Below are 20503 nucleotides of genomic sequence, written 5' to 3' on the forward strand. Positions count from 1 at the left end.
ATGAACGATAAAAAGGCGAAGGACGCAATCAAAAGAGCAGTGGAACATGCCACCCCAGATGTATTGTCCCCCATACTGGAAAGCTGCCAGCAACCAGGCGAAAAAAATGTGTTAGAACTGCCGAAGAAGGCATCAAACAGAAAGGCTTGGAGAAGGCTAGGGGCCATGGTAGCGGCTTTTGCACTGGTGGTAGGGACCGCATTTGGCATCTTCTCCTATTGGAATGGGAAGAGCGAGATGGCCACGGTTTCTCTGGATGTGAATCCCAGCCTCACATTGCGAATAGACCAAAGAGAACGGGTGTTGGAGGCGAAAGCCCTCAATGCAGATGCTGCTAAGGTGCTGGATGGGATGGATTTGAAAAACGCCGACCTAAAGGTGGCTATGAATGCAATTATCGGCTCCATGGTGAAAAATGGGTACCTGAGCACCCAGTCGAATTCCGTGCTCCTCTCGGTCCAAGGGACCGGCGCAGATGGTTTGGAGAAGGAGCTCATGGAGGAGATCGACGCCGTATTGAAGAAAAATGCCGTTGACGGCTCTATCTTGGCCCAGACTGTAAAGGCGGATGAATCCCTTGCCCAGAAGGCGGAAAGCTTGCAAATTTCTTTGGGGAAGGCCCGCATTATCCAGTCGCTTTGTGAGCAAAATCCGCTTTTCCACTTTGAAGACCTGGCAAAGCTCACCATCAACGATCTCAACCTTTTGGCGGCATCAAAACAGCTAAAGCCCGGGGATGCAGTGCAAACTGGTACGGCCAGTGACGGCAAATATATCGGCGATGCTGCGGCAATCAAGAGCGCTTTGGCGCATTTGGGCACTTCGGAAAGTGCGGTGAAGGGCCTTCACTGCGAGCTGGACGTTGAGGATGGCCGCCTCGTCTATGAGGTGGAATGGACGCAGGGTGCCCAAGAGGTCGAGGTGGATGTGGATGCCGAGACCGGCACCGCCTTAAAGGTGGAAAGGAACGAGGAGGATACGCCTGACGAAGATATTGACCACGATGACAATGATGGCGATCGCGATGATGACCATGGCGACATTGACGACGATCAGGATGAACCGGTCAAGCCGTCGGCTACTGACATTGGCGCAGAGAGGGCAAAGACCATAGCGCTGGAAAAGGCGGGGCAAGCAGCTGCAGGGGTCAGGGAGCTGGATGCTAAGCTGGATCGGGAGGAAGGCAGGCGGATTTACGAGGTGTCGTTTGCAACCGAAGCGGAGGAATTCGAAGTGGAGGTGGATGCGGCAAATGGAACCGTCTACAAAGTGAAACGGGAGCCGGTAGACGACTGACAGGCACTTCCTATAAAGTTGTTATAAAGGCAGGCGAGTCGAACTTACTTTCTTCGATTCGCCTGCCTTTTGGATTGCGAAGAGTTTTTTATTCATTCAAACGGTCGTCCATTGTGGTGCGTAGGGCTTTCTACTCCTCCCCATTGGTCAAATGATATATTGACATTTTTAAAGCCGATGTTCAGAATTGAGACACCTACTCATGGCAACGATTTTTGGATTGAGGCCGGAAAGAGGGCTCTTTTGCTGCAGTGGGCAGCTTGGGACTGGGGGACAGGTTTGTATTTTGCGGTTTATTTGTCGGGCTCTCATATGGCTTGTCTAGACAAACCATACGAGGTATCCGGCTAACAAGCCAAAAAATAGAGCTATCCCCCCTAATGTTGAACCAACTACTGCAGCAAAAGGATCTTCTTTGTAACAATCTATATTGACAGAAAGAAATACTTTGTATATACTTATATTTAGAAGAAATACATACAAAGGGGATTGACAGGCGTGTTAATGGGCGGTAAGCTCTTAGCAAGCAAGCAAGCAAGCAAGCAAGCAAGCAAGCAAGCAAGCAAGCAAGCAAGCAAGGGTTAGTTCTGTCTGCTTTTCCTTCAAAACAAAACTGACTTTTAAGACATAAGCTGTCTGTAGAAAATAGACGGGCTATGTCTTTTTTGCGTGTATAAAAGAAGTTCAGATAAAAAAGAAGGGAAGAACAGATACAGTGCCTTTCAGCAGAAAGAGGTGATACAATAAATAGCTCCGGGCAGATATAGTGTGGCCGTTTTTTGGCTATGGGCTGACCGCAAACAGCTCATGGAAAGAATTAAATAAAGGTTTCAGAAGCAAGAAATGGAGGTTGTACAATGAAAAAGCTACTCAGTTTGGTGCTGTGTGTACTCATGGCGGTAGTCATGATACCTACAACGGCTTTTGCGGCGGAAGAAACGGTAGAAGTAAGCAATGGAATGGTATTTCAAAGTGGTACCACACAAGAGGCTATCGACAAGTGGTCGGAAGGTGCAGCGACAATTTCGGCCAATGAGGATGGATCATTTACTGTAACCCTACAAAAAAATATCACCTTGAAGAAGGGCGCAACGTCTCCCATTACGTTCGGTAATTATCAGGATGGAGACGCCCAGCCTACTATGATTCTTGATCTCAATGGCTGCACCGTATCGGGAAAAACCATTGTAATCAGCAATATGGGAAATCTGGTGATTCAGGATAGCAAAGGGAACGGAAAAGTTTTGTATGATGGTGGCCAATATATGGTGGCAGTTCAGAATGTCGGTTATTCGATGACCGTTAAAGGTGGGACCTTTGAATGCGCTGGCGCAAATAGTGCGACCTATAATTCCGCAATTAGTTCAGCGTCATCTACAGAAACAGTGATTGAAGGCGGAACCTTTATTGGCAATGGAGCTGGTGCGCTGATTACATATGGGGATGTCACCATCAAGGGCGGAACCTTTAATGGTGCTTATGGAGTTGTGTCAAAACAGGGAAGCTCCGGTGTCGGTAGCATCACTTTCCCAGAGAATTCGACTGCAGTGGTGAACGCAGAGAAGATAGCTTTTGTGGTGCACGGAAATGGCACAGAAAATGGAACCATCGATGTCAAAGGCGGTATTTTTAATGCACCTGGTATTGCGGGTAAATTGGGCTCGGCAGATCCCAATGCTAATCTTGCGATTGCTGGAGGTAGCTATACCGCTGATCCTTCTAAGTATGTCACTGATGAAACTGCGTTGATCAAACACACCAGCGAAGGCGATACCCAGTATGCTGTTGGCAACGATGTGCAGGAAATGGCCAATACAGCGAAGCCGGGAGATACGATCACTGTTCTCAACGGTGATTCAATCGCGGTGCCAGATCAAGTTAAGGTCGAAAACCAAACAGGCAAAGACATGGTAGTAAATGGCCAGACGGTAGAGAATGACTCTGTTACCACTGCTCACAAATTTGATACTCTAACCTGGAAATTTGATAAAGACAACCACTGGCATGAATGTGCCTGTGGAGAAAAAGTTGATATTGCAGGGCATAGCTGGAGTGGCTGGTCTGTGACTAAGGAAGCAACAGAGACAGAAAAAGGGACGAAAAAACGCACCTGCACTGTATGTGGCTATGAAGAAATTGCAGAGATCCCGGTTATTCCTCATACCCATGTTTTCAATGAGGAGTGGAAACTTGACAAAAATAACCACTGGCATGAATGCGCCTGCGGAGAAAAGGCAGATATAGCAAAGCATGCTTACGGCGAATGGACGGTAATCAAAGAGGCGACAGCAACTGAGACCGGTAGCCGTGAAAAAGTCTGTTCTGTCTGTGGAAACAAGGTGATTGAGGAAATCGCTATTACAGATACAGCGAATACCGAAAAGCCCAATATTGACAACCCTACTACTGGAGAAAACAATCAATCCGCTTTGTGGACAGTAGTAGCGGCACTTTCTGGTGCAGCCTTGCTGAGCTTTATTTTCTTAAAAAAACGCAAGTTAAACGAAATCAAATAGTTTGAAAGAAAGCTAAGGGGCGGCCTGTTTTAAGGCCGCCCCTTAGCTTTTACAGACTTGCTCTTTTTCTTGATACTCTTTTAAAAGATCTGCATGAAAAATCGGATTCAGGTCTGGCAGCTATCTGAAACTCAAAATTGTTTTTTCTACCCCATTAGCCAGTTGAAGAGCAAACTTTAATTCCGTAGATATGCAGGTATCGCCTAAGTCCAGATGATCAGCTTAAGTTTTTCTATTACATGATATATGGGGTGGATTCCTATATATTTTTTTCATTTCATGTCACGATCCGGCCTTTTTCCTGGGCTATAGGGCGAACGGGGAAAAAACGTTCGCCTTGTAGCTTGAAAAATGAATACCAGCCATGCGGGTGCGTCCCCGCCTGGGCGAGCGGCTAAAAGTTCGCAGTGCAAATTTGCTGCGAATTTCGGAAAAACGCCATGACGAACCAAAGCAAGAGCCGCCTTCCCTTTATGGGATGGCAGCTGTTGCTTTTGGTTTCGAGCGATGCATTTTTATCGGAAAGAGGGGGGGTGCCACGACCTTGGGCGGAGGGTTATGATACGCGCTATCGTTTTGCCCACACGTCAGATGGGTTGGCCGACCTTGGGTTGTAATCAGAATGGCCCTGACCAATCAACTGCAGAAAATACAGAAAAAGAAGATAGCGGATCAGGCACAGGAGCACCAATATCAACAAGCCCTGCTTTATATCAATAACGGGGAAAATTTGAACCTCACCAAATTTAGTGATGACTTTATCAGAAGGATTATTGAACAGGTGACCGTCCTTTCCACCACCCAGATCAAAATGCGATTTGTCGGCGGGTACGAGCAGGACGCAAATCCCACCACTGAAAAAATAGATTACCTGCAAAAAAGCACCGATGCCTTCGGATTGAGGACATTGGTACTTTTGTGGATAACTTTTAATATAGAGATGCTATATCGAGAAAAGTCACTTTCAAAATTACAGTGCTTCTGTTATGATAAAAACAAGTAAATGTATGTTGCAGGGTGTTCTTTGAAAGAGATGAAATAAAAGATTTGTAAAGAAAGGGGGGAAGCATGAAAGCTCAGCCTCCCCCACGAATAGGAGATAGATTATTTTTATTTCATCGAGAGGTAATCGTTACCAAGACCTATTTAACATTTCGCCTCGTCAAAGTTCGCTCTATAAATGAAATTGCCGAATTTTGTATAGTTTCAGAAGATGTGAACAGCTTCATTCAGTCAGTATCTGAAGTTAGTCCCCAAAGCCAGATAATTATGGCTATAACACTTAATAGTCGCGAGCTTATCCATATTATTGATGGGTTAGATACCGATAAATATCATAAGCTGGAGATTGCAGATAAAGCATTTAAACGATTTGAAAAAATGGGCTCGAAGGAAGTGTCAAATTAATTGACTGGAAAGGGCATCTAACCCGTTCGCCCCTTCCAAAAAATGTGACCGATTTTATTGTCGGTCGCATTTTTGCGTGTTTATACAGGGATCAAGGTGGATTTGTCCGATTCGTTATAGGGCGGGTCGCCTTTTTGCATCTACCGGCAAAAAATGAAGAAAGGATATGGAAAATAGGAATGAATGGACTGAAAAATTGGCTTCACAAGCGCAAAAAACAAGTCATAACCAGCGGGGTTATTTTGGCGGTTATTCTCTGTGTGGGAATTGCTGTGGCTTTCATGCTCGGCGGCAGGGATGGAGTGCGTGGACCTGAAAAGGGCCAGGTGGAAATTGATTTTTCTGTTGAGGATTTAGCCGGCATTGTCACGGGACTAGAGGAAGAGACATATGTATTGGCCGGAAGCACATTGGATCTACTATCCCTTCTGTCTTATGATGACGCTATTGTGATAAAGGCAACTGCTGATGAACTGGACTTATCTGTCGCTGCCAATTTGGAGGCAAAGTATACCTTTACTGTAAACGCAAAAGCACTGTGTGCACTTCTTGGGAGAGAGTTTCCGGAAAACGGTATGGCAGAAAGTGTGATCGTTGCTTCCAAAAAGATTATAGTGGTAGATCCGTCTACTGCCCAGAGTTTGGAAGATGCTGGCGCCGCTGTTTACCGCGGTACGGAAGCCGCAGGAGCAATCCCCAATGATGAAACCACTACGTCGGGGCATGCACCAACTCCTGGTTCGAGTCAAAATTCCACAACAAGTTCAGAAGCTGCCGGGAATGGCGGGAATATTGGCCAAGGGACACCTGAAACTGGCAACGGTTCACAGGGCCCGTCGAGCCAAACGGGAAATGGGGCAACACCACATGTCCATACATGGGTGTATGTAAGCCCTGAGAACAGTTGGCACATGGAGTATGGAGCGGAGTGCCGCATGCATGGATACAATGGGGAAGAGCCAATGTTCTTTCGTTCCCAAAATGACCTGTTTCTCCACCATGCGGCGGATGGGTGCACCTCCAGCTGGGGGACTGGCTTTAAAGGCTTGGCATATCGGTATTGCTCGGGGTGTGGAGAAGAAGTGGTCACAGGACATGTTCATGACTTTGGCACAATCGCAAAAGAAGTTTACTTTGAAAAAGTGGTGTGCGAATGCGGGATGTCCTTCAGCGCTGGCAAAGATTATACTGCGCTGGAATCATGGAATACCCATGTGGAAATCTATACGAGCAATGGGGCGCCAAGAGAAGAGCATGACAGCTATCAGACCGTCAAAACCAGTGTGACACGGTATGAAGCCACCAAAGCCTGTTCCTGCGGTTGGCGTCCAGTCGACAATAGACCGGTGTATTAGGCTGGGCCAACTTGTGTCGCCCTTGAGACCGGCAATAAAGCGTTTGAGTGGGGGCCACGCAAAAATAGGAGTCAACTGTTTCGCGACCCTCTGCGAATTTTTTTGTAGAGAAGACCATGAATTGTTGGCTTTTGGGCGTTTGGCAGCCCCTTAGAGGTGGCATTCAAGCTGTTTTCTCTCTTTCAACCCTGCGGTGGGCAATGTGCGCGCCGCAGGGTTTTCTTTTTTGTGGTGTGAAGTCTGCACCTGGGCGGCCTCTAAACAGCTCGTCTCTCTCTTTTGACATGCGAGGCATTTTGCTCTGCGCGTTTTTGGGCCGAAGAGACGGCCGGTTTCTTGGAACCGGTCGTCTTTTTTATATATAGGTAGAAAAAGGGGAGTTCGTCTGGCTGGGCGAGGGAGACCGCCTGGCTTTTGCCCTGCCGGGACGGGCGCTTCTCCCGGGGATGGGCTCAAAACAACTTCCCATGGCAGATTTTCCATCATTTACATGTGCGCGAATTCGACAAAATCCCCTAAAATAAAACGGACGAATAGAGGATGGGCAGAATGGGGAGAGAATGGATTTGTAGAGAGGGAGAGACTACTGATATGCAGAGAGAGATCGAGGAGTATATGACGCACCTGGAATGGGAGGAAAAGAGCCCGGCCACCCGCAGCCAGTACCGCCGGGATATAGAGGCGTTTTTTCGCTGGACGCCGGGAGGGGAGGTCACCAAAGAGCAGGTGATCGACTACAAGGGACATCTGCGGGAGGTGTATCAGCCAGCCAGTGTCAACGCAAAGCTGGCAGCCATCAACGGCTTTTTTGCCTTTTTGGGTAGACATGATCTGCGGGTAAAGCAGCTGAAGATTCAGAGACAGGCATTTTGTTCCAGAGAAAGGGAACTGTCAAAAACGGAATACCTGCGCCTGGTTCGCACCGCGGAGGCCCGGCACAGCGACAGGCTCTCACTGATGATCCAGACGATCTGCGCCACGGGTATCCGCGTGTCAGAACTGCACAGCATCACCGCCGAGGCGGTGGAGAGGGGGGAGGCGGTGATCCAGCTCAAGGGGAAGACCCGGGTGATCTTGCTGTCGGGAAAACTGCGGAAAAAGCTGCAGCGCTATCTGCACCGGCGCGGGGTCAAAAGCGGTCCGGCGTTTGTCACCCGCACGGGGCGGCCGCTGGATCGCTCGAGCATCTGGCGGATGATGAAATCGCTCTGCGCAGAGGCCGGGGTGGAGAGCAGCAAGGTCTTTCCGCACAACCTGCGGCACCTCTTTGCGCGCTGCTTTTACGCCATCGACCGGGATCTGGCAAAGCTGGCCGATATTTTGGGACACTCCAACATCAACACCACCCGCATCTACATCATCTCTTCCGGCAGAGAACACCGCCAGCGGATGGACGCCCTGCGGTTGGTGTTATAGAAACAAAAAAACTACATAATCTGCATTATGTAGTAAATGGCAAACCAATTTTCTTTAACTTTTTATTTATATTACCATTCTCTTCCTGCCATAGTCAAGGCCTCTTAGGGTGTTTTTCAGATTTGCGCACAAAAAGGAAGCCTTCTGAGCTCTGTTTTCAGAGGGCCTGGTGAACTGCGCGCATCTGCTTGTCTCTCCAGCCTCAAGACGGTTCTTTTTTAGGATGAAAAAGCCTGTTTCCCTGCCTGTACTCTGTTGGAACACACATAATGCAGATTATGTGTCATTGGGTGGAAAATTCAAGGAGAGCCGCTCGCGCGCTCCCCTGAAGAATAAAAAGGAGGCAATCTATATGGGCAAAGTAAAGAGGCCGAAGAAGTTCTTGTCCCTGGTGCTGTGCGCGGCGCTGATCCTGTCCCTGGGCAGCGTCACCGCCTTCGCAGCGGAGGCGACGGTTTCCACGGCGGAGGAGTTGGCCAGCGCCGTTCAAACTGGCGGGGCGATCAAACTCGGCGCAAACATCGAGCAGAGTATCGTGATTCCAGCGGGGGTCACCGCCACCCTGGACCTGAATGGCAAGACGCTGACTGGCACAAACAAGGATGCCATCTATGTGAGCGCCGGCGCCACCCTCGAGGTGATCGACTCTGTGGGCGGCGGCAAGGTGCAGGCTGCAGCGAGCGGTTATGCCGCAGTGTTCAACAGCGGCAAGGCCACCCTGTCCGGCGGCTACTATACCCGCAGTGCCAACCAGTGGTACACCATCTGCAACCACGGCGAGATGGCCATCAATGGGGGCGTCACCGTAAAGACCACTGTCGATACCGTCTCCAGTTTGGTTGAAAATGGTTACTCCGCCTACACGGCGAACAGACCCAACGAGCGCAACAACTATGTGGCGGGCGCCAACAGCGCCAGCCCGACGCTGACCATCAACGGCGGCTCCTTTGCCAGCGCCGGCTACAACCCCGTCAAAAATGACGAGGGCGGCGTTTTGAACATCTACGACGGCGATTTCAGCTGCCCGACTTACCAGGGCGCTGTGGTGCAAAACTGGAATGTCGCCAACATTTATGGCGGCACCTTCACCGCCAGCGGCAATGTCGCCTGCGTCATATCCAACGGCACTTGGGGCGAGCATGCCAAGGGGCAGCTGGTGATTGAGGGCGGCACCTTTGTGGTGGAGGATGAGGCCACCGATGCGAAGCTGTTCTCCAACGGACAGGGCTCCGGAGCGGGCGGAACGGTCGCCATCAAGGGCGGCGATTACACCGGCGAGTTCGACAGCTCCCTTATGGACGCCTACTACGACACCAGCATTTCCGCCGGGACCTTCACCTCTCCCGACGCGGCCGACTACGCCGTGCAGGGCGCCGTTGCGGCCTCTCTGAACGCCACCGGCAAGACCTATATCGGCACCGCTGCCGCGGTCAACAACACCCTCAACGAAAAGGCTTCTAAAGGCGATCAGGTAACTGTGCTGTGCGGCGATGTGGACCTGACCGGCCTGGATCAGGTCGCTGTCATCAACACCGGCAGCGGCAATGTCACCGTCAACGATGTGCCGGTTGCAGACACCCCTGTTACCACCCACGGCAACGTCACCGCTGTCGCGGAAAAAGAGCCCACTTGCACCGAGGACGGCAACATTGCCTACTGGTATTGCGCCGACTGCGGAAAGTACTTTAGCGACAAAGAGCTGACCAGGGAGATCGCCCAGGGCGACACCGTGGTGAAAGCCACCGGCCATTCTGCCGGCGCTGAGTGGGTCTCCGACGGCGCCCAGCACTGGCACCTGTGCACCGTCTGCGGCGACAAGGTCGAGGCGGCCGAGCACACCTTCAACTGGGTGGTCGAGAAGGAAGCCACTGCCACCGAGAAAGGGAGTAAGTGCGAGGCGTGCACCGTCTGCGGTTACAAGAAGGCGGCTGTGGAGATCCCGGCCACCGGTGAAAATGGCGCCGGCAACGAGGGATCGGATACGGCGCAGACCGGCGACTTTGGCGATGTCCAACTGTGGGTCGCCCTCCTGCTGGTTTCCGCCGCAGGACTGGCTGGTGCAGCTGTCTACGGCCAAAGGAGAAAGCACAACAAATAGCGCTATCCATAGATAGAAGGAGCGCTCTGTGAGTCGATCGCAGAGCGCTCCTTTCTTGCCGGCAAAGCCTTTGTGGCGGACGCTTCCCCAGCGCCGCAGGCGCTGGGGCGGGCGGGAGCGGCGATCATGCCGGGGCCTTGGAGGCGGCCATAGCGCGGGGCGGAATCGGCTGCGCACCCCCTTGGCAGCGGGCAGCCGGACCGAGAAGGGCGGGCGCAACCGGTCTGCATTCGCCTGTGGGGGGCTGTTTTTCACAAAGCGGTCCAATGGCGCGGGGAAAGATGCGCCGGTTGGCGGGAAATGTGGTATACTTGCTCTGACGGAAATGAAAGCCCTCCAAGCAGTGGACAAAGGGGGGAGGAGGAGGTCTTTAGTGAACCAAGCGGAACAGTTCTCCAACTGGCTGAACTACCTGGTGATTGCCTGTTACATCTACCTCCTTGTGCCCAGCCGCGTTTCCAGGAAAAAGACGGCGGCGGTGCTGGCAGCGGGGAGTTCGGCGATTTTCCTGCTCAATTGCCTTCTGTTTCTCCGCAGGGGGCAGGCTCTTGACGCGACTTTCAACGTGCTGACCATCGTGCTGCCGATGGTTTTGCTGTCCCTCACCTTTGCCAAGTACCGGGACGCGCGAACGGCCTTTTCGGTGGTGGCTGCCTGTTCGATCATGATGGGGGTGGGCATCGTCGGGGAGATTTTGAAGAATATTTTAAGCCCCTGGTGGGAGGTGCCGCTTGAACTGGCCCTGCACCTGGCTCTGCTGACGGCCATTGCACGGGTGTTTCGGGAACAGTTCTTCTCGATTCTGGAGCGGTTTCGCCGCCCTTGGCTCCTCCTCACTGCCGTTCCCCTGCTCTACTGCAAAATTTTTGATCTGCTGGTGGAGTCGCCGGGTTTTTCTCCCTATTGGGGAGAGGGCGCTGTCGCCCTGCTGCTGGTGATCTGCGCCATGATGGCCACCTATGTACTGCTGTTGCTCCTCTTTCACCAGCTGCGGATACAGCTGGAGCAGGAGCGGGCCAACCAGGTTCTGATGACCCAGGTCGAGATGATGAAGGCACAGGAGCAGGCCATCTTGAGCAGTGAAGCCCGCATCCGCATCTATCGGCACGACTTGCGCCACTACCTGCAGATCGCCGACGAGCACCTGCGCGGCGGGCGCTATCAGGAGGCGCGGCAGATCGTGAACGACCTGGACGAGCAGGCGTCGAAGAGCGCAGCCGTGCGTTGCTACTGCAAAAACCTCACCGTCAACGCCGCCCTCTCGGTCTATCTGCGCCAGGCGGAAGAGGAGGGGATTGCCGTCCACTCGGCGCTGGAGTTCCCCGATCCCCTCCCCGCCGAGGAGTTGGAATTGGCGGTGGTGCTGGCCAACGCGGCGGAGAACGCCCTGCACGCCTGCCAAAAGATGCCGGTGTCCGCCCAGCGGAGCATTGTGCTCAGCGGCCAGGTGGTGGGGGACAGCTTTCTGCTGGAGGTCGCCAATACCTACCAGGGCCAGATTGCGATTGACCCCAAGAGCGAACTGCCCTTCGCCGAGGAGGAGGAACACGGCATCGGCACCAAGAGCATGCTGGCCTTTGCCCGCAAGTACGGCATCCTGATCGACTGCAGCGCCGAGGGGGGCTGGTTTGTACTGCGGTTGCTCTTTCAGATGGGGGAGCGCTAACGGGCGCATTTGTGCCGGGGGAAAGCTTTGTGGTACAATGGCTGCGAATACCCGCGCTGACGCGGGAGAAAAGAGGGGGTGATGGGATGAAAATCGCCATCTGTGACGACGACAGGGCGCAGCTGGAGACGCTGGAAGAATGCCTTATCCAGTACCGTGGGGAGCGCGGCTGTGAAATCCAGTGGCAGCAGTACGACTCCTCCGCCCAACTGCTGGAGGAGATCCAGGCCGGGGCGCGCTACGACATCTATCTTTTGGATGTGCTGATGCCGGAGGTAGACGGCATCCGCCTGGGAGAGGAGATTCGCCGGACCGATTGGGAGGCGGCACTGGTCTATCTGACCTCCTCCCGCGACTTTGCGTTGGAGGCCTACGGGGTGAGCGCCTTTCAGTACCTGCTCAAACCGGTAAAGCGGCAGACCCTCTTTGCCCTGCTGGACGCCATTCGCACCTGGCGGCAGACCGGCAGCGCCCCCCGCTTTGCCTTTAAGGGCAAGGCGGGGATCACGGCGGTCTATCAGAGCGAGATCCTCTATGTGGAGTACCGCAGCCACATCCTCTATTTTCACCTGGAAAACGGCCAGGTGGCGCCCTCCCTGCACATCCGTGTCCCCTTTGAACAGGCGGTGGCCGCCCTCTTGGAAAACGAGGACTTCTTGCACCCCCACAAGTCTTACGTGGTGAATATGGGCTGGGTGCGCCAGCTCACGTCCGATGCTTTCGTGATGTCCGAGGGCTCGCTCATCCCCATTCCCAGGAAGAATTTCAGCGCGGTCAAGAGCAGTTATATCCGCTTCCTCGCCCGCAAAAGCCGGCGGCGGGGGCCCTTTGCAGGGCTGCCCGGCGACGCACTGGTGTGAGAGACAAAACAGGCCCGCGGGCGCACTGCGCCCGCGGGCCTGTTTTTCTGCCGGAGGTAAAAGAGAGGGGCGGGCAGGGACGATTCTCCGTCCCGCCTGCCGGTTTGGCGGGGGTGGGCCTCACCGGTAGAGGAGACGGGCGCCGGTGTTGACGTGGATCATCTCCGGCGCGCTCCAACCGCTGAAGCAGTAAATCCCCGCCCGGCTGCCGTTGTACCAGCTGCCGCCGAAGATGACCCCCCGCAGCCCCGGGCGCTGCCAGTAAAAATCGCCGCAGTAGCGGCCCGGACCGCCGTCCTCCCCCGAGCGGGTGGGGAAGCGGGCAAAGGGGAGGCGGGGGTCCTCCCCCCAGGCAACGATGGGGGCCTCGTCGGTGGGGCTGTCGAGATAGTTCACCATCCGGTAGGCGCCGGTGATGGCGCAGTCGCTGTAAGCACCCGGGTCGGTGCAGACATAGGGGCGCAAATCGAGGATGTTGATCCCGTCGATCCACTCCCAAGTGTTGCCGTAGGGGTTTTCGATCCCCCGCCAGAGGATGGGGGACTGCCCCTGGGCGTCGGCAAAGGCCGCGCCGGAAGAGGCGGCCACCCCGTCGGCGCCCCCGTTTATCCAGAGGGAGGAGTAGAGGAGCATCCCCGCCTCCAAGTCGGCGGGCGGGCCGTCAAAGGAGACGGCGGCCCGCCCCCCGCCCAGGGGGGTGACGCCGGTGACTGCGGCGTGGGGGACCACCCGGTTGTCCCCCAGCTCCCAGCCCAGGGCGATCCCCTGGCCGGGGCGAAACTGGCGGGCATACTCCTGCGCCACCACGGCGCGGTTGGCCCCCTGCTCGGACAGGAGCAGGGGGAAGCTGGCGCTGTATGGAAGGTCGGTCAGTCCGGTCATCACCGACTGGGAGTCGAGGGTGGCAAACTCCACGGTGAAGAGCAGCTGCAGCACGTCGCAGAGAAAGACCGCGTCCACCATCCCCCAGCGGGGCCCCACGGCGCGGCAGAGGCCCCGCCAGGTGGGGCGGTCGGTGCGGATGCGGCCGTACCGGCCCGCAGCGCTCACCACCCCGCCCCGCCCGTCGGGGGCGCAGAGGTAGGCGCCGACGTAGATGTGGTCCAGCAGCTCCCCCCGCGCGTCGAGAAAGGCCGGCGAGAGGCGAAACCCCTCCTGTGGGCGGGGGCTGACCAGCCAGTACTCCCAGCCCTCCCTCTCCAGGTGGAGCTGGTAGAAGCGGGGAATTTCCACCATCACCTGGCCGCCCTCACCGTCGCTTTGGTAGCCGGGCTCGCCGAAATAGGCGCGCACCCGGCCGTTGGCCCCCAGGTTGCAGCGGCGAAAGCCGCCCCAGGGGAGAATTTGGTCAAAGTCGTTTTGCACCCGCTGTTTGCCCACGCCCGCCCTCGCCGTGAGCCCGGCGCTGTCACAGATGCGCTCCAGGGCGGGGGAGGGGTCGCCCATCCGTCGCCGGACACCGTAAATGCCGCTGTTTTTCAAGAGGATCACCTGCCCTTTCCACTGCGATTTTTCCCCACTCTACCACGGAATCGGCGCCGGCGCAATCGGGACCTTCAAACTTTGGGGAAAGGGCCCCGGCAGCGGCTTTCCGCCTTGACTTCTGCGCGGCCAGACTTTACAATAAGAAGCGTACTGCCCCCGCTTCGCCGGGGGCTTTGTCGGATGGGCGCACCGCCGCCTGCGAGACCGACCGCGGCCGCAGGGCCGGCGAAACAAGAAGTCTGGCCCCAGGGGCTGGGAAATGGGAGGATTTGCAATGCTGCAAAACAGTGAAAAGAGCATGGACAAGGTGGTCTCCCTCTGCAAGAGCAGGGGCTTTGTCTACCCCGGATCGGAGATTTACGGCGGCTTGGCCAACGCCTGGGACTACGGCCCCCTGGGGGTGGAGTTCAAAAACAACCTCAAGCGGGCCTGGTGGAAGAAGTTCGTGCAGGAGAGCCCCTACAATGTGGGGCTGGACTCGGCCATCCTCATGAACCCCGAGACCTGGGTCGCCTCCGGCCATGTGGGGGGCTTTTCTGACCCGCTGATGGACTGCAAGGACTGCAAGAGCCGCCACCGGGCGGACAAGCTCATCGAGGATTTCACCGGCGAGTCGGCCGACGGATGGTCGGAGGAGAAGATGCTGCAGTTCATCGCCGACAACCACATCAAATGCCCCAACTGCGGGGGGGAGAACTTCACCGATATCCGCAAGTTCAACTTGATGTACAAGACCTACCAGGGGGTCACCGAGGACTCGAAAAACGAGATCTACCTGCGCCCAGAGACCGCCCAGGGCATCTTTGTCAACTTTGCCAACATCGCCAGGACCACCCGCAAAAAGCTGCCCTTCGGCGTCTGCCAGGTGGGCAAGAGTTTCCGCAACGAGATCACCCCCGGCAACTTCATCTTCCGCATCCGGGAATTTGAGCAGATGGAGTGCGAGTTCTTCTGTAAACCCGGCACCGATCTGGACTGGTTTTACTACTGGAAGGACTACTGCAAAAACTGGCTGCTGAACCTGGGGATGAGAGAGGAGAACATGCGGCTGCGCGACCACGAGAAGGAGGAACTGTCCTTCTACTCCAAGGCCACCACCGACATCGAGTACCTCTTCCCCTTTGGCTGGGGCGAGTTGTGGGGGATTGCCGACCGCACCGACTACGACCTGACCCAGCACCAAAACCACAGCGGCAAGGACTTGAGCTATTTCGATCAGGAGGCAAACGAGCGCTACGTCCCCTATGTGGTGGAGCCCTCCCTCGGCGCCGACCGGGTGGCCCTGGCCTTCCTCTGCGAGGCCTACGACGAGGAGCAGGTGGGGGAGAAAGACAGCCGGGTGGTCATGCACTTCCACCCCGCCCTGGCTCCCTTCAAGGCGGCCGTTCTGCCCCTGTCCAAAAAGCTGGGCGAACAGGCTGGCAAGGTGCGCGAGCAGCTGGCTGGAAAGTTCATGGTGGACTACGACGACGCCGGTTCCATCGGCAAGCGCTACCGCCGCCAGGACGAGATCGGCACCCCCTTCTGCATCACCTACGACTTTGAGAGCGAGCAGGACGGCTGCGTCACCGTCCGCGACCGGGACACCATGGCCCAGGAGCGGATCGCCATCGATCAGCTGGAGCGCTATATCGAGGAGAAGATCCAGTTCTAAACTGCTGTCGCCCCCGGGCGAAGGGATAGAGGCATCCCCTCTCTTTTGAGAGAGGGGATGCCTCTTTTTTATGAAGAAAAGGGGTATTGTTTTGAGGTGTTAAAAGGGAGAGGTTCTGTTTAGTTTGCCAAATACATGAGAGAAGAGGTCTACAAACAGGCGGGAATTATACAGGATCAATAATTTTTTTAGAAAAAGATTGGCGGTTTGATTGCAACAAAAGAGCGCTCTGTATCTCACTTTTGTGATAAAATACGTATAGATTTTCTTTCGGCAATGCAACATCTTCTTCCCTCAAAAAAACTGGGCTGGTTTGCCAATGGCAGACCGGCTTTTTTGTGCGTAAATTACAAAATCATCTGCCGAAAGAAAATTTATCATTTACCATTGCTGCTTGCAGCGAAAAAGGGGAGGAAGAAATGAAGAGAACGCTCAAACGGGCACTGGCTTCGCTCCTGTCGGGGGCGCTGGTGCTGACCATGGCGGTGGGGGCGCCGGCCCTCGCGGCGGACCCGGACACCGTCACCATCTACCACACCAACGACATGCACGCCTCGATGATCAGCGACGCCTTCAATCTGGCCCATGTCACGACCATTAAAAAGAGCACCCCCAACAGCCTGCTGCTGGATGCGGGCGACGCCACCCAGGGGCAGCCCTTCTCCATGCTCACCAAGGGCAAGAGCGTCTTTGAACTGATGAACGCCGCCGGGTACGACGCCATGGTGCTGGGCAACCACGAGTTTGACTATCCCCAGGAGACCCTGTTGGAAAATGTCAGGACTGCCAATTTCCCCGTTCTGGCGGGCAACCTGCAGTTTGGCAACGGATCCAACCAGGAACTCAAAAATGAGTTGGAGCGCGACTACATTGTCAAGACGGTGGGGGGCCACAAGATCGCCATCTTTGGGATGATCTCCCCCGAGACCTCTAGCCTGGCCTCCCCCGACAAACTCAAGGGGCTGGACTTCCTCGACGTGAAGGACGAGACCACCCGCATCCTAAACCTCATTGATGCCAATGAAACCGGCATCGACGCCGTCATCTGCCTGGCCCACTGCGGCTGGTCCACCGAGGAGAGATACTCCTCCAAGGCCATTGCCGAGGCGGGGGCCGGCAGGATCGACGTCATCATCGACGGCCACACCCACCAGGACATGCTGGAGGGAAAATCGGAGAAGGTCGGCGACACCCTTATCGTCTCCTCCGGCAGCACCCTGGCCAATCTGGGCAAGCTGACCTTGACCTTTAGTGGCCACGACCTCACCGGCGTGGAGAGCGGCCGGATCAACAAGGCCACCGTTGAGGCCGAGGGCATTCAGCCCGACCCCACCTGCCAGGCGGCCATCGACAAGGTCAAAGCCATGCAGGAGGCCAGCAAAACCCAGAAGGTGGGCAACACCCAGTCCGCCCTCTACGCCAGCAAAATTCAGGCCCGCGCCCTGGACGATCAGGGCAATGTAGTGGATGTTGAGTACGGCGTCTCCGGCACCACCGAGGCAAACCTCTACGACCTGGTGGCCGACAGCCGCCGGTGGGAGGCCAAGGAGGCCCTCTCGGCCAACGCCGCATACAGCAACTTCGACTACATCGGCTACATCTGCAGCGGCAACGTGCGCGCCACCATCCCCGCCGGGGAGATCACCATGGAGAACGTCTACCAGATTCTCCCCTGGAGCGACTCGCCGGTCATCTATGTGGCCATCAGCCCCAAGACCCTCTACGACATGGTGGAGGTAGGGGTCAGCAGCGTCACCTCGCAGGACGCTGTCACCGGGCAGATCAGCGGCGGCCACGGCCACTTTTTGATCCCCTCGGGCTTCACCTACACCTATGATCTCTCCAAGCCCGCCATCGCCTATGAGGAGTACAAAAAACCCGACGGCACCAAGGCCGGCCGCAAGATCCGAGAGGGAGAGCGGGTCACCGAGATCAAGCTGGAGGACGGCACCGTCCTCGACCGAAATGACGACGTGAAGTCGATCGTGGTCACCAGCGGCACCTACAACCTGGGCGGCGGCGACGGTTTCTGGGGTTTCACCGAGGACAACGCCTACACCAAGATCGGCAGCGGCGACGGGGAGAAGGGGATCTTCGTGCGCTATCTGGAATACCTGAGCGCCCAGCCGGAAAACAAGGACGGCATCCGGGTGCCGGTCAACGGTGGCCGGATCCGGGCCATCGGCGGCGGCTACACCGCCGAGAGCTACCAGGCCTCTGTCACCGCCTTCGGGGCGGGGGAACGGGCGGCCGGCGCCACCTTCCAGGTGCGCGTTGACGGCGGCGAGGCCAAGGCATACAAGACCGACGACAAGGGCCAGTTTGCCCTCACCCTCTCCAACGGGCCCCACGAGGTGACCGTCTTTAAGGAGGGCGCGGTGGAGGAGACCCTCTTCTACCTGGACAACTACGCGGGCATCCTCTCGGCTGTGGTGGAGAGCGAGAGCGCCATCCCCGCCGACAAGACCGAACCCTCCGGCGAGGAGAACAACCAGGGGGAGGGAAACAATCAGGGTGAAGGGGAGAAACCCGCCGGCGATCCCAGCGTCAACACCGGCGACGCCTTCCGCCCGGCGGCTGTGGCCGTCGCCCTCTCCGGAGCGGCTCTCACCGCTTTCCTGCTGCGCAAAAAGCGCCGCTAGTTTGTAAAAGACCGGGTATACCTGTCAAGGGGGCCGGCGCTTTCCGCCAGTGGGCGGGGCGCCGGCCCCCCTGTCTTTGCAGGCGGGAGAGGGACTGGTGAAAAGCGCCAAAAAACGGCGCCGTTCCTGGTCATCCGTCCAAAGTTGGAGGGGAGGGGCCGCCGCCCCCTTCTTCCCCCGCACCGCGAGTGATACAATGAAGACAAGAAATTCATCCGCCCCGCTCGCCGGGGCCGAATACGCGAGGAGGTTGCGAGAATGGAAGCGAAGAGCATTGTCAAAGAGGCGGTGGCCAAGCGGGTGCCGGCCCTGCGAGAACTGCACCAGAGGATTTGGGAGAGCGCCGAGCTGGGCTATGAAGAGATCAAGTCCGCCCTGGCCCTGCGGGACTTCATGGCGTCCGAGGGCTTTGCGGTGGAGACCGGGGTTGCCGGCATCCCCACCGCCTTTGTGGCCAGCTACGGCAGCGGAAAGCCGATCATCGGCATTCTGGCCGAGTACGACGCCCTCTCCCAGCTCAGCCAGCAACCCGGCTGCCCCACCAAAGACCCCATCCCCGGGCAGGAGGGCGGCCACGGCTGCGGCCACAGCGCCCTGGGCACCGGTTCCGCGGCGGCGGCCGTGGCGATCAAGGACTACCTGGAGGCGACCGGGAAGAGCGGCACCGTCAAACTCTACGGCTGCCCGGCCGAGGAGAACGGCTGGGGCAAGACCTTTATGGCCCGCGCCGGCCTCTTCGACGAGCTGGACTGTGCCTTCACCTGGCACCCCTCCTACGACAACGGCGTTTGGAGCACCAGCTCCCTGGCCAACGTCAGCGTGAAGTTCAAGTTCGCCGGCCGCACGGCCCACGCGGCGGCCGCCCCCCATGCGGGGAGAAGCGCCCTGGACAGCTGCGAGATCATGAATGTGGGGGTCAACTATCTGCGCGAGCACGTCATCCCCGAGGCGAGGATGCACTACGCCTACCTGGATGTGGGCGGCACCTCCCCCAACGTGGTGCAGGACCACGCCTGCGTCCACTACTTTCTGCGCGCCCCCAAGAGCGCTCAGGTGCAGGAAATCCTGGCCCGGGTGAAGGACATCGCCAAGGGCGCCGCCCTCATCTGCGGCACCGAGTGCATCTGTGAAATTCAGTCGGGGATGAGCGACTACATCCCCAACCCCACCATGTCGGCGGTCATTCAGGAGTCCCTGACGGAATTGGGCGCCCCCGAATTTGACGGGGCGGATCAGGCGCTGGCGACGCAGTTTTTCCAGTCCCTGCCGGAGGAGAGCCGGCAGCAGGTCCTGGCCGGTCTGGCCAGGCGCTTTGGGGAAGAGCGGGCGCGGGAGATCGCCGCCGCCCCTCTGGAGGAGACCATCTCCCCCCTGGTGCTCACCAAGGTCGCCATGCCCGGCTCCACCGATGTGGGGGACGTGAGCTACGTCACCCCCACCGCCCAGGCCACCCTGGCCGGCTTCTGCATCGGAACCACCCCGCACACCTGGCAGGTTACCGGACAAATCGGCTCCTCCATCGGGGAGAAGTGCTATCTGAAGGCCGGCGAGGTGCTGGCCCTCTCGGCGGCCAAGGTCATCGATCAACCCGAACTGTGTCAGCAGGCGCGGGAAGAGCTGCTGGCCGAGACCGGCGGCGTCTATGACTGCCCCGCCCCCGACGACGTGCTGCCCCCCATCCCCGAAGGGGTGGCCCAGCGTGCAAAAGAGGCCGGCCTCTAAACCGCCCGTTTCACAGAACTGTGTTTTTGCGCCCCCGCCGGCCGGCGGGGGCACTTTTCTCTGTCCCTCAAGGGCCGTTTGCCCGGGCAGAGCGAGTGTCCATCCGTTTTTTATCAATAGGAAAAAATTATGCACTCCGACAAATTTTTAACAAGAGTTCTGTGCATCTGCTACAAATTGCACAGAAAGCCTTTGCGCTTTTCGTGGTTTTCCCGATTCGACAGCAAATTGGTGTACAGCGGCGCGGGGAGATGTTATAATATCCAATTGTAAATAAACCGTGAAACCGGCGGGGAATGGGGCCTGCCCCCTTTTTGCGCACAGCCCGCCGGCGCTTTTGGCGCCGGGGTCTGCGCGCGCCGACGCGGTCAGTACGGGAGGGTACA

14 protein-coding genes are annotated in these 20503 nt (G+C 56.7%); 13 read left to right on the forward strand and 1 reads right to left on the reverse strand.

The window, feature by feature from the left end:
• The 9 genes from HJY11_RS04030 to HJY11_RS04070 all read left to right on the forward strand — a co-directional run bounded on the left by HJY11_RS04030 (position 1) and on the right by HJY11_RS04070 (position 12614).
• Positions 1–1296: an anti-sigma-I factor RsgI family protein gene (locus HJY11_RS04030; protein WP_208074700.1), complete on the forward strand. Its 1296-nt coding sequence runs from the start codon at positions 1–3 to the stop codon at positions 1294–1296.
• A gap of 857 nt (positions 1297–2153) precedes the next feature.
• On the forward strand, positions 2154–3812 hold the full coding sequence (locus HJY11_RS04035) for a hypothetical protein (protein ID WP_208074701.1): 1659 nt from the start codon (positions 2154–2156) through the stop codon (positions 3810–3812).
• A gap of 622 nt (positions 3813–4434) precedes the next feature.
• Positions 4435–4815: a hypothetical protein gene (locus tag HJY11_RS04040; RefSeq protein ID WP_208074702.1), complete on the forward strand. Its 381-nt coding sequence runs from the start codon at positions 4435–4437 to the stop codon at positions 4813–4815.
• A 65-nt stretch (positions 4816–4880) separates the two neighbouring features.
• Entirely contained in the window at positions 4881–5219 is a 339-nt protein-coding gene (locus HJY11_RS04045) for a hypothetical protein (protein ID WP_208074703.1), read from the forward strand.
• Positions 5220–5353: 134 nt separating this feature from the next.
• Positions 5354–6574 (forward strand): hypothetical protein, encoded by a 1221-nt coding sequence (locus HJY11_RS04050; RefSeq protein ID WP_208074704.1) that lies wholly within the window; start codon positions 5354–5356, stop codon positions 6572–6574.
• A 591-nt stretch (positions 6575–7165) separates the two neighbouring features.
• On the forward strand, positions 7166–7990 hold the full coding sequence (locus tag HJY11_RS04055) for a tyrosine-type recombinase/integrase (RefSeq protein ID WP_208074705.1): 825 nt from the start codon (positions 7166–7168) through the stop codon (positions 7988–7990).
• 352 nt (positions 7991–8342) lie between these two features.
• Positions 8343–10088, forward strand: a complete 1746-nt coding sequence (locus HJY11_RS04060; RefSeq protein WP_208074706.1) for a hypothetical protein — start codon at positions 8343–8345, stop codon at positions 10086–10088.
• A gap of 373 nt (positions 10089–10461) precedes the next feature.
• Entirely contained in the window at positions 10462–11754 is a 1293-nt protein-coding gene (locus HJY11_RS15625; RefSeq protein WP_208074707.1) for an ATP-binding protein, read from the forward strand.
• Positions 11755–11840: 86 nt separating this feature from the next.
• Positions 11841–12614: a LytR/AlgR family response regulator transcription factor gene (locus HJY11_RS04070; protein WP_208074708.1), complete on the forward strand. Its 774-nt coding sequence runs from the start codon at positions 11841–11843 to the stop codon at positions 12612–12614.
• A gap of 120 nt (positions 12615–12734) precedes the next feature.
• Here HJY11_RS04070 and HJY11_RS04075 read toward each other — a convergent pair whose 3' ends face one another.
• Positions 12735–14105, reverse strand: coding sequence for a hypothetical protein (locus tag HJY11_RS04075; protein ID WP_208074709.1), 1371 nt, complete (start codon positions 14103–14105; stop codon positions 12735–12737).
• A 268-nt stretch (positions 14106–14373) separates the two neighbouring features.
• Here HJY11_RS04075 and HJY11_RS04080 point away from each other — a divergent pair, with 268 nt between their 5' ends.
• The 4 genes from HJY11_RS04080 to HJY11_RS04095 all read left to right on the forward strand — a co-directional run bounded on the left by HJY11_RS04080 (position 14374) and on the right by HJY11_RS04095 (position 20117).
• A complete protein-coding gene (locus HJY11_RS04080; protein ID WP_208074710.1) occupies positions 14374–15753 on the forward strand; it encodes a glycine--tRNA ligase in 1380 nt (459 codons plus the stop codon).
• Between the two features lie 207 nt (positions 15754–15960).
• The gene (locus HJY11_RS04085; protein ID WP_208074711.1) at positions 15961–16176 is read left to right on the forward strand and encodes a hypothetical protein; all 216 of its coding nucleotides are present in this window, start codon (positions 15961–15963) and stop codon (positions 16174–16176) included.
• The gene (locus HJY11_RS04090) at positions 16173–18395 is read left to right on the forward strand and encodes a bifunctional metallophosphatase/5'-nucleotidase (RefSeq protein ID WP_208074712.1); all 2223 of its coding nucleotides are present in this window, start codon (positions 16173–16175) and stop codon (positions 18393–18395) included. The genes HJY11_RS04085 and HJY11_RS04090 overlap by 4 nt, the downstream gene beginning before the upstream one ends.
• A 258-nt stretch (positions 18396–18653) precedes the next feature.
• Entirely contained in the window at positions 18654–20117 is a 1464-nt protein-coding gene (locus HJY11_RS04095) for an amidohydrolase (protein WP_208074713.1), read from the forward strand.
• The last annotated feature ends 386 nt before the right edge of the window (positions 20118–20503 follow it).

This window comes from Bittarella massiliensis (ex Durand et al. 2017) (assembly GCF_017566145.1).
GTDB lineage: Bacteria > Bacillota > Clostridia > Oscillospirales > Ruminococcaceae > Bittarella > Bittarella massiliensis_A.